The 14,991-nt window shown below is 72.2% G+C and carries 13 protein-coding genes and 3 tRNA genes; 2 read left to right on the top strand and 14 right to left on the bottom strand.

Going from position 1 to position 14,991, the window contains the following annotated elements:
* Nucleotides 1–53: 53 nt before the first annotated feature.
* The 6 genes from rplJ to B4N89_RS11330 form a co-directional block, all read right to left on the bottom strand.
* Nucleotides 54–617 carry a 50S ribosomal protein L10 gene (gene rplJ, locus B4N89_RS11305; protein ID WP_078975737.1) on the bottom strand — a complete coding sequence of 188 codons (564 nt, stop codon included), beginning with the start codon at nt 615–617 and terminating at the stop codon, nt 54–56.
* Nucleotides 618–1,046: 429 nt separating this feature from the next.
* On the bottom strand, nt 1,047–1,763 hold the full coding sequence (rplA, locus tag B4N89_RS11310; RefSeq protein WP_078975738.1) for a 50S ribosomal protein L1: 717 nt from the start codon (nt 1,761–1,763) through the stop codon (nt 1,047–1,049).
* A gap of 133 nt (nt 1,764–1,896) precedes the next feature.
* Entirely contained in the window at nt 1,897–2,331 is a 435-nt protein-coding gene (rplK, locus tag B4N89_RS11315; protein ID WP_078975739.1) for a 50S ribosomal protein L11, read from the bottom strand.
* Between the two features lie 171 nt (nt 2,332–2,502).
* A complete protein-coding gene (gene nusG / locus B4N89_RS11320) occupies nt 2,503–3,354 on the bottom strand; it encodes a transcription termination/antitermination protein NusG (RefSeq protein WP_078975740.1) in 852 nt (283 codons plus the stop codon).
* A gap of 65 nt (nt 3,355–3,419) precedes the next feature.
* The gene (gene secE, locus B4N89_RS11325) at nt 3,420–3,746 is read right to left on the bottom strand and encodes a preprotein translocase subunit SecE (RefSeq protein ID WP_078979280.1); all 327 of its coding nucleotides are present in this window, start codon (nt 3,744–3,746) and stop codon (nt 3,420–3,422) included.
* 119 nt (nt 3,747–3,865) lie between these two features.
* Nucleotides 3,866–3,938: transfer RNA gene (locus B4N89_RS11330), tRNA-Trp, on the bottom strand.
* Between the two features lie 206 nt (nt 3,939–4,144).
* Here B4N89_RS11330 and B4N89_RS11335 point away from each other — a divergent pair.
* Together B4N89_RS11335 and B4N89_RS11340 are read left to right on the top strand one after the other, a co-directional pair.
* On the top strand, nt 4,145–5,404 hold the full coding sequence (locus B4N89_RS11335; protein WP_078979281.1) for a pyridoxal phosphate-dependent aminotransferase: 1,260 nt from the start codon (nt 4,145–4,147) through the stop codon (nt 5,402–5,404).
* A 137-nt stretch (nt 5,405–5,541) separates the two neighbouring features.
* A complete protein-coding gene (locus tag B4N89_RS11340) occupies nt 5,542–6,603 on the top strand; it encodes an adenosine deaminase (RefSeq protein WP_078979282.1) in 1,062 nt (353 codons plus the stop codon).
* Between the two features lie 74 nt (nt 6,604–6,677).
* On the opposite strand, the gene B4N89_RS11345 is transcribed toward B4N89_RS11340, so the two are convergent.
* The 8 genes from B4N89_RS11345 to B4N89_RS11380 all read right to left on the bottom strand — a co-directional run bounded on the left by B4N89_RS11345 (nt 6,678) and on the right by B4N89_RS11380 (nt 14,990).
* A complete protein-coding gene (locus B4N89_RS11345; protein ID WP_078975741.1) occupies nt 6,678–7,730 on the bottom strand; it encodes a UDP-N-acetylmuramate dehydrogenase in 1,053 nt (350 codons plus the stop codon).
* Between the two features lie 57 nt (nt 7,731–7,787).
* Nucleotides 7,788–8,216, bottom strand: coding sequence for a MaoC family dehydratase (locus B4N89_RS11350; protein WP_078975742.1), 429 nt, complete (start codon nt 8,214–8,216; stop codon nt 7,788–7,790).
* 2 nt (nt 8,217–8,218) lie between these two features.
* Nucleotides 8,219–8,677 carry a MaoC family dehydratase N-terminal domain-containing protein gene (locus B4N89_RS11355; RefSeq protein ID WP_078975743.1) on the bottom strand — a complete coding sequence of 153 codons (459 nt, stop codon included), beginning with the start codon at nt 8,675–8,677 and terminating at the stop codon, nt 8,219–8,221.
* 126 nt (nt 8,678–8,803) lie between these two features.
* Nucleotides 8,804–8,968, bottom strand: coding sequence for a 50S ribosomal protein L33 (gene rpmG, locus B4N89_RS11360; RefSeq protein WP_004571794.1), 165 nt, complete (start codon nt 8,966–8,968; stop codon nt 8,804–8,806).
* A 76-nt stretch (nt 8,969–9,044) separates the two neighbouring features.
* Nucleotides 9,045–9,120, bottom strand: a tRNA-Met gene (locus B4N89_RS11365).
* Between the two features lie 45 nt (nt 9,121–9,165).
* Nucleotides 9,166–9,238: transfer RNA gene (locus B4N89_RS11370), tRNA-Thr, on the bottom strand.
* Nucleotides 9,239–9,303: 65 nt separating this feature from the next.
* Nucleotides 9,304–11,133 carry a hypothetical protein gene (locus B4N89_RS11375; RefSeq protein WP_078975744.1) on the bottom strand — a complete coding sequence of 610 codons (1,830 nt, stop codon included), beginning with the start codon at nt 11,131–11,133 and terminating at the stop codon, nt 9,304–9,306.
* Nucleotides 11,130–14,990 (bottom strand): vWA domain-containing protein, encoded by a 3,861-nt coding sequence (locus tag B4N89_RS11380; protein WP_078975745.1) that lies wholly within the window; start codon nt 14,988–14,990, stop codon nt 11,130–11,132. The genes B4N89_RS11375 and B4N89_RS11380 overlap by 4 nt, the downstream gene beginning before the upstream one ends.
* Nucleotide 14,991: the final 1 nt, after the last annotated feature.

Here is a 14,991-nt window from a genome sequence, read left to right on the forward strand (position 1 = left end):
GTGTGGATGGGCGGGGGCGCTGCCCCCGGCGACCGTGGGTCGCGACTGCCGAACTACTCGGCGGTCTCGGCCTCGGCGGCGGGAGCCGGCTCGCCGGCACCGCCCTGCTCGACCTTCGCCCGGAGCGCGTCCGCGGTGCGGGCGAACTGGGTGAGCGGGGCCTGGAAGGTCGCCGCGGCCTTGGCCAGGGAACCCTGCATGGCACCCGCCAGCTTGGCGAGCAGCACCTCGCGGGACTCAAGGTCCGCGAGCTTCTTGATCTCGTCGGCGCTGAGCGCCTTGCCCTCAAGGACGCCGCCCTTGATGACGAGAAGGGGGTTCGCCTTGGCGAAGTCACGCAGGCTCTTCGCGGCCTCCACGGGGTCACCCGTGACGAACGCGATCGCGGACGGGCCCTCGAGGAGCTCGTCCAGCTGATCGATGCCCGCCTCGTTGGCGGCGATCTTGGTCAGCGTGTTCTTCACCACGGCGTACTGCGCGTTCTCACCGAGCGAACGACGCAGCTCCTTGAGCTGCGCGACGGTGAGCCCGCGGTACTCGGTCAGCACTGCGGCGTTCGAGTCACGGAACTGGTCCGTGAGCTCGGCGACCGCGGCCGCCTTGTCGGGCCTCGCCATAGGGCTGGCCTCCTTCCGCGATGCGATTGCCGGTCGACCGTGGCGGTCGACCTATGCCGGATGAATTCGCCGGTCCGCGGGGCGGAAGGGGTCCATACACACGAAAAACGCCCCGGCGCAGGCGCACGGGGCGTACATCCTCGATTCACACGGCATCCGTATGTATCGGGGGTAACGTCTCACGTTCACACCTGCGCAGGCCGTCCGCGATGCGGAACCTTCGTTTGTCGACCCGCCTTGCGGCACGACGACAACGACCGACGGTCTTTGGCTTGGGGTAAAGGTACGCGACGGCACTCGTTCGGAGCAAATCGGTTCCGTCGGGCGGCCGGCGCGGGCTTCGCCGGCGCCCGGGCGTGGGCGGGGCCGGACGTGCCGAGGCCCGGCACACCGTGCGGGGTGCCGGGCCTCGTTCGCGTGCGGGGCGGATCAGACCGCCTCTTCCTCCACCAGGAGGTTGCGGGTGCGGTTGGGGTCGACCTGGATGCCGGGGCCCATCGTGGTCGAGACGCCGACCTTCTTGATGTAGCGGCCCTTGGCGGCCGACGGCTTCGCGCGGAGCACCTCTTCGAGGGCGGCGGCGTAGTTCTCGACGAGCTGGGCGTCGTCGAACGTCGTCTTGCCGATGATGAAGTGCAGGTTCGAGTGCTTGTCGACGCGGAACTCGATCTTGCCGCCCTTGATCTCGTTCACGGCCTTCGCCACGTCGGGCGTGACCGTGCCGGTCTTCGGGTTGGGCATCAGACCACGCGGGCCGAGCACGCGGCCCAGGCGGCCGACCTTGCCCATGAGGTCCGGGGTGGCGACGACGGCGTCGAAGTCGAGCCGACCCTTGGCGACCTCGTCGATGAGCTCGTCGGAGCCGACGATGTCGGCGCCGGCGGCCTTGGCAGCCTCGGCACGGTCACCGGTCGCGAAGACCAGGACCCGGGCGGTCTTGCCGGTGCCGTGCGGGAGGATGACCGTGCTGCGGACCATCTGGTCGGCCTTGCGCGGGTCGACGCCCAGGCGCATGGCCACCTCGACGGTGCCGGCGAACTTGGTGGGCGAGGTCTCCTTGGCCAGACGAACGGCCTCGAGCGGCGAGTAGAGGCGCTCGTGGTCGATCTTGGTGTCGGCCTCGCGGTAGGACTTGCTGCGCTTCACTGAAAGCTCCTGGAATTCTGAAAGGAGTTGTGGTGGGAGCGGGTCGCGCGGACCCTTCCACTCCGCGAGCCGGTGGGCGTACGCACACCTTCTCGCGCTGTTTCGGTACTGCCGGAGTGCTGCGGGGGCTGGATCAGCCCTCGACCGTGATGCCCATCGAACGCGCGGTGCCGGAGATGATCTTCTCGGCGGCGTCGAGGTCGTTGGCGTTCAGGTCGGCCATCTTGGTCTGCGCGATGCCGCGGACCTGCTCGCGAGAGATCTTCGCGACCTTGGTCTTGTGCGGCTCGCCCGAGCCCTTCTCAACACCGGCGGCCTTGAGGATCAGGCGCGCGGCCGGCGGCGTCTTCGTCACGAAGGTGAAGGAGCGGTCTTCGTAGACCGAGATCTCCACCGGGACGATGTCGCCACGCTGCGACTCGGTCGCCGCGTTGTAGGCCTTGCAGAACTCCATGATGTTGACGCCGTGCTGACCCAGCGCGGGGCCGACCGGCGGGGCCGGCGTGGCTGCGCCGGCCTTGATCTGCAGCTTGATGATCGCTGACAGCTTCTTCTTCTTGGGAGGCATTTTTCCGGGTCCTTCGACGAGATGTACGTCCCGATCACCACGCGGAGCGCGGACGTGTTCGGGCCCGCCACGCGGTGCGGCGCCCACTCAACGATAACCACCGTTGTGAGGGCGCCTTGTCCACCACCCGGATGCGGCCCCGGCGAACCGGGGCCCCACCAGGGGGAAGTATCAGTTCTTCTGGATCTGGTTGAACGAGAGCTCGACCGGCGTCTCGCGCCCGAAGATCTCCACCAGGCCCTTGACCTTCTGCGAGTCGGCGTTGATCTCGTTGATCGTCGCCTGCAGCGTCGCGAAGGGGCCGTCGATGACGGTGACCGAGTCGCCGACCTCGAAGTCGAGCACCTTGACCTCGGTGGTGCTCTTGGCGCCGCTGCCGCCGCCGGTCGCCTTCTCCTCCTCGGGGGCGAGGATCTTGACGACCTCGTCGAGGGTGAGCGGGAAGGGCTCGTGCGCGTTGCCGACGAAGCCGGTGACACCGGGGGTGTTCCGCACGGCGCCCCACGACTCGTTGGTCAGGTCCATCCGGACCAGCACGTAGCCGGGGAACTTGTTGCGCTTGACGGTCTTGCGCTGACCGTTCTTGATCTCGACGACCTCTTCCTGCGGCACCTCGACCTGGAAGATGTAGTCCTCCATGTTGAGCGAGGTGGTGCGGGACTCGAGGTTGGCCTTCACCCGGTTCTCGTAGCCGGCGTACGAGTGGATGACGTACCACTCGCCCGGGGCGCGACGGAGGACTTCCTTGAAGTCCTCGACGGGGTCGCCCTCGGGGGCGTCCTCGGCTGCCTCGGGCTCGTCGGCGAAGTCGTCGTCGTCTTCGTCGTCGGCGAACTCGGCTTCCGCGCCCTCGGCGTCGTCCTCGCCGGCCTCGGCGTCTTCCACGTCGTCATCGGTGGAGACGGCCGGGGCCTCGGCCGCGTCCTCGAGGGCGATGTCCTCGAGAGCCGCGGCCTCCGCCTGCTCCGACAGGGTCCCCGTCTCATCGGCGGAGTTGTCGGCGGACAGGTTCGGGTCAGACACGTTGGGTGCTTCTTCCTGGCTGGGGGTCGAACGGTCGTTGCAGGCGCGCTGCGAGGGAACGGGGCTCAGCCGAAGACGGCGAGCGCGGCCTTCGCGAAGGCGAGGTCGAGTCCGTAGACGATTCCGATGATCATCAGACAGAACACGATGACCACGGTGGTGTACGTGCTCAGCTCGTTGCGGGTCGGCCAGACGACCTTGCGCAGCTCGGCAATGATCTGCCGGTAGAAGAGAGCCGCCCGCGCGAACAGGTTTTTCTTCTTCTGCTCCGGCTTGCCCGAGGAGCCCTTCGGGCGATTCGCCCGGCGACCGCCGGGGGGCACGTCGTCGGAGCCGTGGCCATCAGAGCTGCTGTGCTCAGGCGTAGCCGTGGAGCCGTGGGCCTCCGTCAACTCGTCCTCACCTGATCCGGTCCGACCGTGGATCACCGACGGGGTTGTCGGCGCCGACAGTTTGCGCTGACTGCGTGCACGTCACGGTCGATCCGAGGATCGACCGCTGTCGCACATCGCAGGGCACGAGGGACTTGAACCCCCAACCCCCGGTTTTGGAGACCGGTGCTCTGCCAATTGAGCTAGTGCCCTTCGTTTGGTCATCAACCTAGCGGAGTCACCGGCCCGAGAACACAGGATTTCGGGCGCGGCAGCACACAGGTTGGGACCGCCAAGCGTCGAGTGTACGGGGTCGGGTGCGTCAGGTCGAACCCGTGCCGCGACGGTACTCGGTTCGGGTGCCCCCGCGGCGCGGAAACGGCGTGCTCTCGGTGGGGGCGGATGCGACGATGGCCGGCATGACGGCTTCCACCCCAGGCTCTTCGTCCGTGCCCGCGTCCGGGTCCGGGTCCGCCGCCGGGCGACGGGTCTCGGCCCGCGTCGGCGCCATCGCCGAGTCCGCGACGCTCGCGGTCGACGCCAAGGCGAAGGCGCTCAAGGCCGCCGGGCGTCCCGTGGTCGGCTTCGGCGCCGGCGAGCCGGACTTCCCGACGCCGGACTACATAGTGGACGCGGCGGTCGCGGCCTGCCGCGAACCACGCTTCCACCGCTACACCCCGGCCGGCGGGCTGCCGGAGTTGAAGGCGGCGATCGTGGCCAAGACGCTGCGCGACTCGGGGTTGGTCGTGGATCCGGCGCAGGTCCTGGTCACCAACGGCGGCAAGCAGGCCATCTACGAGGCCTTCGCGGCTCTGCTCGACCCGGGCGACGAGGTGTTGGTGCCGGCGCCGTACTGGACCACCTACCCCGAGTCGATCAAGCTCGCGGGCGGCGTCCCGGTGGACGTGGTCGCCGACGAGAGCACCGGCTACCTGGTGTCGGTCGAGCAGTTGGAGGCGGCCCGTACCGAGCGCACCAAGGTGCTGGTGTTCGTCTCGCCGTCGAACCCGACCGGCGCGGTGTACTCGCGGGCGCAGACCGAGGCGATCGGGCGTTGGGCGGTCGAGCACGGCTTGTGGGTGCTGACCGACGAGATCTACGAACACCTGGTCTACGACGACGCCGAGTTCGTCTCGATGCCGGTGGTGGTGCCGGAACTGGCGGACCGCTGCGTGATCGTCAACGGGGTGGCCAAGACCTACGCGATGACCGGGTGGCGGGTCGGGTGGATCATCGGCCCCCGGGACGTGGTGGCGGCCGCGGCGAACCTGCAGTCGCACGCCACCTCCAACGTCTGCAACGTCGCCCAGGCTGCCGCCCTGGCCGCGCTGAACGGCGATCTGTCGGCGGTGGACACGATGAGGGCGGCGTTCGACCGGCGCCGGCGCACCATCGTGCGGATGCTGAACGAGATCCCGGGCGTCGAGTGCCCCGAGCCCAAGGGCGCCTTCTACGCCTATCCGTCGGTGAAGGGGGTGCTCGGCCGGGAGATCCGGGGCGCGCGTCCCGCGACCTCGGCGGAGTTGGCGGGGCTGATCCTGGACGAGGTCGAGGTGGCGGTGGTGCCGGGCGAGGCCTTCGGCACTCCGGGCTACCTGCGCCTGTCGTACGCGCTCGGCGACGAGGACCTGGTCGAGGGCGTGCGCCGGATCGCGGAACTGCTGGCCGAGGCGAAGTAGCCGCCCGTCGTCGTTCAGGTCGTCGCCGTCGTTCAGGTCGTCGTTCATGTCGTCGCCGCCGAAGTTTCCGCTCTCCTTCAGGGGGATCATCGGCGGTACCCCTCACGCGTGCGGGGCCGGTGGTCCATGATCTGTGGATGGATCGTCCCGCACGCGATGTCCGCACCCTCCCGAAGGCTCATCTCCACCTGCACTTCACGGGATCCATGCGGTCGGAAACCCTGTTGGAACTGGCGGACCTGCACGGTGTGCGGCTGCCCGACTCGCTGACCTCGGGCCGGCCGCCACGATTGCGGGCCACCGACGAGCGCGGCTGGTTCCGCTTCCAGCGGCTGTACGACATCGCGCGCTCGTGTGTGCGCTCCGAGGACGACATGCATCGGCTGGTCCGCGAGGCGGCCGAGGACGATCGGGCCGAGGGGTCCGGGTGGCTGGAGATCCAGGTCGATCCGACCTCGTACGCGCCGCGGCTGGGTGGGCTGACCCCGGCGGTGGAGATCGTGCTGGACGCGGTGGAGGCGGCACGGGCGGCGACCGGGATCGGGATCGCCGTGGTGATCGCGGCGAATCGCACCAAGCACCAGTTGGAGGCGCGGACGCTCGCGCGGCTCGCGGCGCAGTACACCGATCGCGGCGTGGTCGGGTTCGGGCTGTCCAACGACGAGCGGCGCGGGCGGGCGCCGGCGTTCGAGAAGGCCTTCGAGATCGCCCGGCACGCGGGGCTGTTCGCCGATCCGCACGGTGGCGAGTTGGACGGGCCGCGCAGTATCCGGGACTGCGTGGACGTGTTGGGGGCGCGGCGGCTCGGGCACGGGATCCGGGTCGTGGAGGATCCCGAGTTGATGGCGGTGTTGGCCCGGCGGCGGATCGTGTGCGAGGTGTGTCCGGCCTCCAATGTCGCGCTCGGCGTCTACGACAAGGCGGCGGACGTACCGTTGCGGACGTTGTTCGAGGCGGGGGTGCCGATCGCGCTGGGCGCGGACGATCCGCTGCTCTTCGGGTCGCGGTTGGCCGCGCAGTATGAGCTGGCTCGGGACGAACACGATTTCACCGACGCGGAGTTGGCGGAGCTGGCGCGGCAGTCGATCCTGGGCTCGGTGGCGCCGGCGGAGGTGCAGCGGGAGTTGCTGGACGGGGTGGAGCGGTGGCTGGCGGGGGTGGGGGCGGAGTTCGTGCCCACCCGCCCACCCGTTGCGTGAGGTGAAGGGCTGCGGAATCGGGGTGCGGGTTGGGGGCCGACTGGGGCCCGGATGCAGTGGGGCCGGGCCCTGGGTCAGAGCTTGGCGTTGATGAGGACTGGTTCGTTGGTCAGGGTGATGCCGAAGGTTTCGGCTACGCCGTCGCGGACCTCTCGGGCCAGGGTGAGGAGGTCTTCCGTGGTGGCCTTGCCGCGGTTGGTCAGGGCCAGGGTGTGTTTGGTGGAGATGCGGGCTCTGCCTTCTCCGTAGCCCTTGGTGAAGCCTGCCCGTTCGATCAGCCAGGCCGCGGAGGTCTTCACGTGGTCGTCGCCGGACGGGTAGCGGGGCGGGGTGACGTCGGGGCCCAGGTGCCGGGCGACGCGCGCGGTGAGGTCGGCGAAGGCGTCGTGGGTCAGGATCGGGTTGGTGAAGAAGGAGCCCGCGCTCCAGGTGTCGTGGTCGGCCGCGTTCAGGACCATGCCCTTGCCGCGGCGCAGTTCGAGCACGGCGGCGCGGGCTGCGGCCGGTGAGACCCGCTCCCCCGGCTCGACGCCGAGCACGCGGGCCAGTTCGGCGTAGCGGACCGGGGCCGAGCGGCCGTCGTCGTCGTGCAGCCGGAAGTGCACCCGCAGCACCACGAAGCGGTCGTTGCCCTTGAACACGCTGTGCCGGTACGTGAAGCGGCAGTCGGCGGCGGTGAGCGTGCGCGGGCGGCGCTCGGTGCGGTCGTAGACCTCGACGGAGGTGATCGTCTCGGCGACCTCCTGGCCGTAGGCCCCGACGTTCTGCACCGGGGTGGCGCCCGCGCTGCCGGGGATGCCCGCGAGGCATTCGATGCCGGACAGGCCCGCGTCGACCGCGGCGGTGACCACGTCGTCCCACGGCACGCCGGCGTCCACGCTCAGCGTGGTGCCGTCGACGCGCAGGTCCGTGGTGGCGATTCGCAGCACGTCGCCGGCGAAGCCGTCGTCGCCGACGACCAGGTTGCTGCCGCCGCCGAGCACCAGCAGCGGGGTGCCCTGCTCGTCGGCGGCGCGGACGACCGCCAGGACCGCGTCCGTGGTCGTGGCCGTGTGGAGCCGACGGGCCGGGCCGCCGAGGCGGAGGGTGGTCAGGGCGGCGAGGGGCGCGTCGATTTCAGGCTGCACCGTTGGATTCTCGCATTCCCCGCCCGGCGCCGGGCTCGGGCGGCCCCGGCCCGGGGCTCAGGCCAGTTGCACCACGGCCCTGGGTACGCCCAGGACCTTGGCGCCGGCGGCGGTGACCACGAGGTCCACGCGGGCCCGGCGGTCGTCCAGCAGCACCGCGACCTTGCCGGTGACCTCGATGGTCGCGCCCTCGACGGTGTCCGGGACCACGACCGGCTTGGTGAAGCGCACGCCGAATTCGACCAGCGCGCCCGGGTCGCCGAGCCAGTCGGTGACCACGCGGGCGGCCTCGGCCATGGTGAACATCCCGTGTGCGATCACGTCGGGCAGGCCGACGTCGGTCGCGAACCTGCCGTTCCAGTGGATCGGGTTGAAGTCGCCCGACGCGCCCGCGTAGCGGACCAGGGTCTCCCGGGTGACCGGGAAGCTGCGCGTGGGCAGTTCGGTGCCGACCACGACGTCGTCGAAGGAGATCTTGGCGGTCATGGTCAGCCCTCCGATTCGTCGGCGGCGCGGGCCACCAGGCTCGACAGCGCGGTGACGACGTGCTCGCCCTCCACGGTCCTGACTTCGGCGCGGGTGGTGAGGACGTCGTTGCCCGCGAGGACCTTGATGTCGTCCACGGTGGTCACCACGGTCAGCCGGTCGCCGGCGCGGACCGGCCGGGTGTACGTGAACTTCTGGTCGCGGTGGACCACACGCGAGTAGTCCAGGCCCAATTCGGGGTCGTACACGACCTGGTCCGCGGCGCGCATCGTGACCACGATCGCGAAGGTCGGCGGCGCGATCACGTCGGGGTGACCGAGGGCCTTGGCCGCCTCGGGGTCGTTGTACGCGGGATCGGGGTCACCGATCGCGGCGGCGAACTCGCGGATCTTCTCCCGACCCACCTCGTACGGCTCGGTGGGCGGGTAGGTCCGCCCGATGAACTTCGCGTCCAGCGGCATGAAGCGGTTCTCCCTGGTGGAGGCGGCGGTGGCCGGCGAGCCGGCGGGGCAACGCTGCGGAGAATACGACAACGAGGCCACCCCCCTCGTGGGGAGTGGCCTCGTCGGTGTCGGGGTGCGAAACGCCTAGCGGGTTTCGCGGTGCGCGGTGTGCGCGTTGCAGCGGGGGCAGTGCTTCTTCATCTCAAGACGGTCCGGGTCGTTGCGCCGGTTCTTCTTGGTGATGTAGTTCCGCTCCTTGCACTCCACGCAGGCCAGCGTGATCTTCGGGCGGACGTCGGTGGCAGCCACTGGAGTGCCTTCCTTGCGGTCAGGGGTGAATACAGCAAAAGCAGCCGATACGGAGTCTCCCCCGAATCGGCTCGCTTGGTAGCGGCGACCGGACTTGAACCGGTGACACAGCGATTATGAGCCGCTTGCTCTACCGACTGAGCTACGCCGCCTCGACAAGGCCCCCGCCTGTCACCAGGCGGGGATCCCATCGTCTGAGCCCCAATACGGAATCGAACCGTAGACCTTCTCCTTACCATGGAGACGCTCTACCGACTGAGCTATTGGGGCGAGCAGGAAAACCATACACGCTGCCCGACACCGATCGGAAATCGATTGGCGCAACGCCCCCTGCCTCAGCCCTCGGTGGACCAAACAGCCCTGGTCAGGGCCCCTTCGACGGTTTGCGCGTACACGGCCGCGGCCAGCCACGCAGCGGACAAAAGGTCGTTGTCGCCCGCGCGAAGACGCCCGAAAACATCCCGTTCGCGGCCCGCCGCGACGTGCGTCAGACGCTCCACGAGCAGTGCCCCCGTGGCCAGCCCCACCCGGCGCAGTCGGGCGGTGTCGCCGGCGGTGGAGCCGGCCAAGGCCAGGACGGGACGGCCGCCGCTGATCGCGCGTTCGACGTGACGGTGCATCAGGTAGAGCGGGGCGGGCGGGGGTTCCCCGACCGCGCCGGGTACGGACGGGGTCGGGGCGGCGGCGGGCAGGTCGGCGCGGTGCAGGCGCTCCAAACCCAGGTCGATGCGGCCCAGGCGGTCCTCGGCGAGCCGCAGGGTCGGCCCCTCGCCGGGCGCGACGCCGACCGCGAGCGCCCGGATCGCCCGGTCGGCGCCGGGTTCGAGGCGGCCGACCACGCGCAGGCGCAGTCCGGGGCGGTCGGCGAGCAGGCGCAGGTTGTCCCGGTAGGCGAAAACGGGGTCGGCGTGCGCGACGAGCAGGTGTACGGACTGCCCGGCGCAGTCGGCGAGCAGTCGGTCCCGGGCGCCGGGGGTGGTGCCGAGCACGGTGACGTCGAGGAAGAGCAGGTCGGCGCCGGCGGGGCGGTCGTCGGGGGGCAGGTCGCGGTGGCCGACGATCCGGTCGATCTGGGCGGACAGCGGCGTCTCCCACAGGGCGCGCAGCGGTTCGTCGGTCCAGGCCGCGCCGCTCGCGCGCGCGGCGCGGACGGCCTGGCCGGCGCCGAGCCGACCGTTGGCGGAGACGGTGGCGCCGGAGACGACCAGGCCGGCGCGGGTGAGCGCGACGGGGTCGATCGAGGTGTCGCCGAGCCGGATCGCGCGGGTCGCGGCGCCGATCGCCCGGTCGGCGCCGCCGGGGGCGACGTCGCCGATGGTGCGCAGGGTGCCGGCGGGGTCGACCGTGGTGGTGACCGCGCCGGCGAACCCCCGGGCGGTCAGGACGGGTTCGGTGAACAGGCCGTACAGCCGCAGCGACCCGGCCGGGGCGTAGGCGCGGCGGGAGGTGCCGCGCAGGAGGTCGAGGGACTGCGGGTAGGTCGCCGCGGGGGTGCGCAACGCGTGGGCCACGTCGAGCAGTTCGCGCATGGCGGCGACGAGGTCGGCGAGCCGGTACGCGGGGTCGCGGTCGCGGGCGGCGCGCAGGCCGGTGGCCACCGTGACGGCGGCGGCCGCGGCGCGGTGCAGGCCGGCGAGGCGGGCGGTGTGCGCGGCGCGGAGCAGGCCGGCCTGGAGTACGGCGCCGGCGCCGTCGACACCGGCGTCGACGATCGCGGCGCCGGCGGTCCAGAGGGCGTCGGCGGCGGTGCGTTCGGCAGGGGTGGGCTCGGTGGGGGTGGGGGATTCGGCGGGGGCTTCCGCCGATTGCGTGGGCTCGGTGGTGGCGGGCGCGTCGGATGTGTCGGGTGTGTCGGCTTCGGCGGGGGCTTGGGGCTCGGCCACCGGGGCTGCGGCGGCGACCGCGGCGCGGTGTACGCAGGCGGGGGCCAGCAGGCAACTGCAGCGCAGGTCGGCGGTGGTGGTGACGGCCCCGGTCGGGATGTACAGGGTCAGTTCGGCGTCCTCGCCGACGGTGATCCGCACCGTGTCGCCGTCGTGTTCGATCGGGCAGGCGGTGAGTTTGCCGATCGCGGCGTCGAGGCGTTTGCGCAGGCGCGGGGTGAGCGCTTCGACGATGTCGGCGGTGACGTCGGGGGCGACCGGCGGGAGGCCCTGCGTACTCATCGGACCTTCTCTCCGACCCAGCGGGCCAGTTCGGTGGGGCTCAGCGCGGCGACCGGCATGCCGGCGGCGACCAGTCGGCCGGCGACGGCGGTCGAGTAGCGCGGTCGGCCGGCGTCGTCCAGGCTCGCGCAGCCGAGGATGTGGCAGCCCGAGGAGGCGAGCGCGCGGACCTCGGCGAGCAGGCCGCCGATCGGGTAGCCCTCCTCGAAGTCGCTGACCACGGCGACCAGGGTGCGTGAGGGCACGGTGACGAGGTCGCGGGCGGCGCGCAGGCCGGCGGCGATGTGGGTGCCGCCGCCGACCTTGACCTCCAGGAGCAGGCCGAGGGGGTCGTGGACGTGTCCGGTGAGGTCGATGACCTCGGTGGAAAAGGTCAGGAAGTGGGTGCTCAGGGACGGGACGCCGGCCATGATCGAGGCGGTGAGCGCGGACCAGATGGTCGACGCCTCCATCGAGCCGGACACGTCGACCACCAGGATCAGCCGCCAGTCGTTGCTGCGGCTCGCCCGGGTACGGAAGATCGGCTTCTCCGGCACCACGAGCACCGAGCCGTCGGCGGCGCGGCGGGCGGTGGTGAGGTTGGCCCGCAGGGTGCGCGGCAGGTCGAGCGCGCCGCCGGGGCGGCGGGTGGGCCGGGGGGTGGTGATGCCGGTGAGCGCGGGGCGCAGCCGGGTGGCGAGTTCGCGGGCGAGTTCGGCGACGATGCGGGCGATCAGCGGGCGGAGGAGGGCGAGTTTGCTCTCCGGGAGGCCGCCGGCGTGGGTCAGGACGGTTTTGAGCAGGTCGACGGAGGGGCGGGCGGCGGCGGGGTCGAGGTGGGTGAGCACATCGGTGCGGCCCGCTGACGCGGCGGCGGCCAGGACCTCCTCGCGGACGGCCGGGCCGAAGAGGGCGATCAGGTCCTCGGACCATTCGCGGACGCCGGGGTAGGGGGCTTCGCGGCCGGCGCCCGGGGCGTCGCCGAGGTCGCTGCGGGAGCCTTCGCCGTGGCCGGTGCCGTATAGCTCGTCGAGCGCGCGGGCCATGCCGGATGCCTTTGGGGGGAGGCGGTCGGATTGGCGGCCGAGGATGAGTTTCCAGCGTTGGGCGGGGGGGAGGTCGTGGGTTTGCGGGCTTCGCGCGGTTTGTGCCCACCCGCCCACCCGTTCAGTGAGACCCGCAGGCTGCGGATTTACCGCATCGGCCGGGCCGGATTGGCCTCGCGGCCATCCGTCGGGAGGGGGAAGGGCGGCGACGGGCGCGGGGTTCGTGGGCTGCGGATTCACTGCGTGGGGCGGGATGGGTTGGTCTTGCGGAGCGCCGGTGGTGGGGGCTGGGGCCGGGTTCGTGGGCTGGGGATTTTCGGGGTCGGCGAGGACCGGTTGGGCTTGCGCTCCGTTGGAAGCGGCGGAGGGGGCGTTTGTGGGCTGCGGCTTTGTCGGGGCCGGGGTGGGGTTGTGGGGCGTGGGGGGTGGGAGGAGGGCGCGTTGGGTCAGGGCCGATTTGGCGGTCAGGTCGGTGCTGGTCCATAGGGCCAGGGTGATGGGGTCCGCGTCGGTGTCCACTCGGTCGCCCAAGTGGTCGGCCAGGGTGGCGAGGACTCGGTCGCGGGCGGCGGGGGTCAGGGTGTCGAAGCCGCCTCGCAGGGCCGGGAGGCGGTCCAGGAAGGGGCGGTCGGGGAGGGTGTCGACGCGGTCCAGGAGCGGGGTGAGGATCGGGCCGCCCGCTTGGAGGAGCGGACCGGCCGCGGTGAGCAGGCCGGTGAGGCGGCGGGTCAGTTCGGCGCGGGTCGCCGGGGTGGTCGCGGTGTCGATCCAGGAGCCGATGCGGTCGCCGAGGGTGGTCGGGTCCTCGTGCCCGAGCAGGACTCGGACGGCGCCCGCGGCGGCGGACATCAGCGGCGAGCCGTCGGCGGCCAGGCGGGCCAGCCCGGCGGTCAGCCGGACTCCGCCGAATACGTCGGCGCGCCCGGCGAGGTCGGCCAACGCGCGGGCATCGGCCGGGTCGTCGGATCCGGTCAGGCCGTCGAGATGGCGGACGGCGGCGGTGAGGAGGATGCGGGTGATCTCCTCGCCCGACGCCGATCGCGATCCCGGTCCCGAGGCCGTGGGGGTCTTCGGGTCGCCGGGCACCGCGTCCTCGTCGGCCGTGCCGAAGGGCGCGGGTGTGCTCGCCTTCGCCGAGGCGGTGTCCGGGGCGGGGAGGCCGAGGTGGCCTCTGTGGATGCGGTCCGTGAGGGTCAGGGCCGCGAGGAGGTCGGGGAGGCCGGCGATCGTGGGGAGGGATTCGGCGGTTTCGGTGAGGCGGGTCTCGGTGAGGGCCGACAGGCCGCAGGCGGCGGCGCGTTCGAGGCCGGTGAGGATTTGCTCGGCGGTGGGGCCGCCTTCGGCGAGTTCCTTGTGGTGTTGGGCGCGGAGGGTGCCCTCGGCGGCCTGTTCCGGGGTGACGCCCCGGGCGCCGGCCGCGTCGAGCAGGGCCGCGACCGACGGCGTCCAGCGCACCCGCCAGCGGGTGGTGACCGCGTCCGCGCCGCCGGTGCCGACCACCGCGGTCGGCTCGGCGTAGGGGATGCGGCAGGTCGTCAGCTGTTGCAGGAGCAGTTCCCGGCGCCGGTCGCGGTCGCTGCGCAGCGGGTCCAGGCGCAGGTCGCGCTCCGCCGGGTCGGCCGGTCCGGGCAGGCCCAGTTCGGCGATCCGGCGCTCCGCCTCGGGGCCCAGGCCGCTGCGCGGCGCGGCCGGTGCCGGGCGCCCGGCCCGCGTACCGACCAGCACCCGCTCCAGGGCGCGGGCGACCGAGCGGCCCCGGCCCAGCGGCTCGCCGTGGGTGAGCACGGTCTGCGCCGCTTCGAGCAGTTCGCCGCGTCCCGCCGCCGGCAGGCCGCGCAGGTTCGCGAGGTCGCCGGCGATCCGGACGATCTCGCGCGCGTCGACCGGACCGCTGGGGTGTCCCTGTCCGCGCAGATCGGTGCAGATCCGTACCGCCGCGCCGATCAGCGCCTCGCGCAGCGCGCCGGGGTCGCCGGCCGACTCCAGGACGGACTGCTGCCACTCGGGGTCGCGGATGCCGGCGGGGTAGCCGGAACGGGCGTCCAGGAGCGGGTAGGTGTACGGGATCAACGACATCGTCACGTCGGCGATGTCGCCTGCGGGCACTTCCGCGTCGCCGTCGAGCAGGGCCGGTGCGTGGAACGCGCCGAGCACCACGGTGACCCGCGTCGCCCCGGCCTCCTCGGCGGCGCGCAGCGTGGACCGCATCCACGCCTCGCGGCGCAGGTCGACCGGGTCGACGGTGCCCGCGTCGCGGCGCAGCGCCCAGCCGACGGTCAGTGCGGCGCGGCGGATCGCCTCGGCGGACGAGCCGGGCGCGGTGGCCTCGACCAGCCGGTCCCACAGGTCGTCCCCGGCCCGGCCGGTGAGCCGGTCGCGCAGCGCCGCGTGCAGCCCGCCCGCCCCCGCGTCCGTATCCGTGTCCGTGTCCCCCGCGACCGGGCCGGCCGCCCGGTCCCACCCCGGGTGGCCCAGCGGGAGGTCGCACGGGATCGCCGGCACGCCGTTGCGCGCGGCCCAGCGCAGCGCGGCCAGTTCCGGCGAGAAGTCGGCGAAGGGGTAGAAGCCGAGCCCGTGCGGTCCGGTCCCGGCCAGCGCGATCGGCGCCCGGGTGTCCTCGTGCGCGAGCCACTCCAACCAGGGCGCGGCCTCGTGCGGCAGTTCGACGAGGAGCGCGTCGGGCCGGGCCTCGTCGAGCAGCGCGGGCACCGCGGCGGCGAGCGAGGGTGCGTGGTGGCGCACGCCGATCAGGTGCGGCCGCCGGGACGCGGCCAGGCGCGCGGCGGCCGGACGGGCCTCGTCGATGGGCCCGTCCGTACGTATGGTCGACACC

Origin of the sequence: Embleya scabrispora, from assembly GCF_002024165.1 — a bacterium.
GTDB lineage: Bacteria > Actinomycetota > Actinomycetes > Streptomycetales > Streptomycetaceae > Embleya > Embleya scabrispora_A.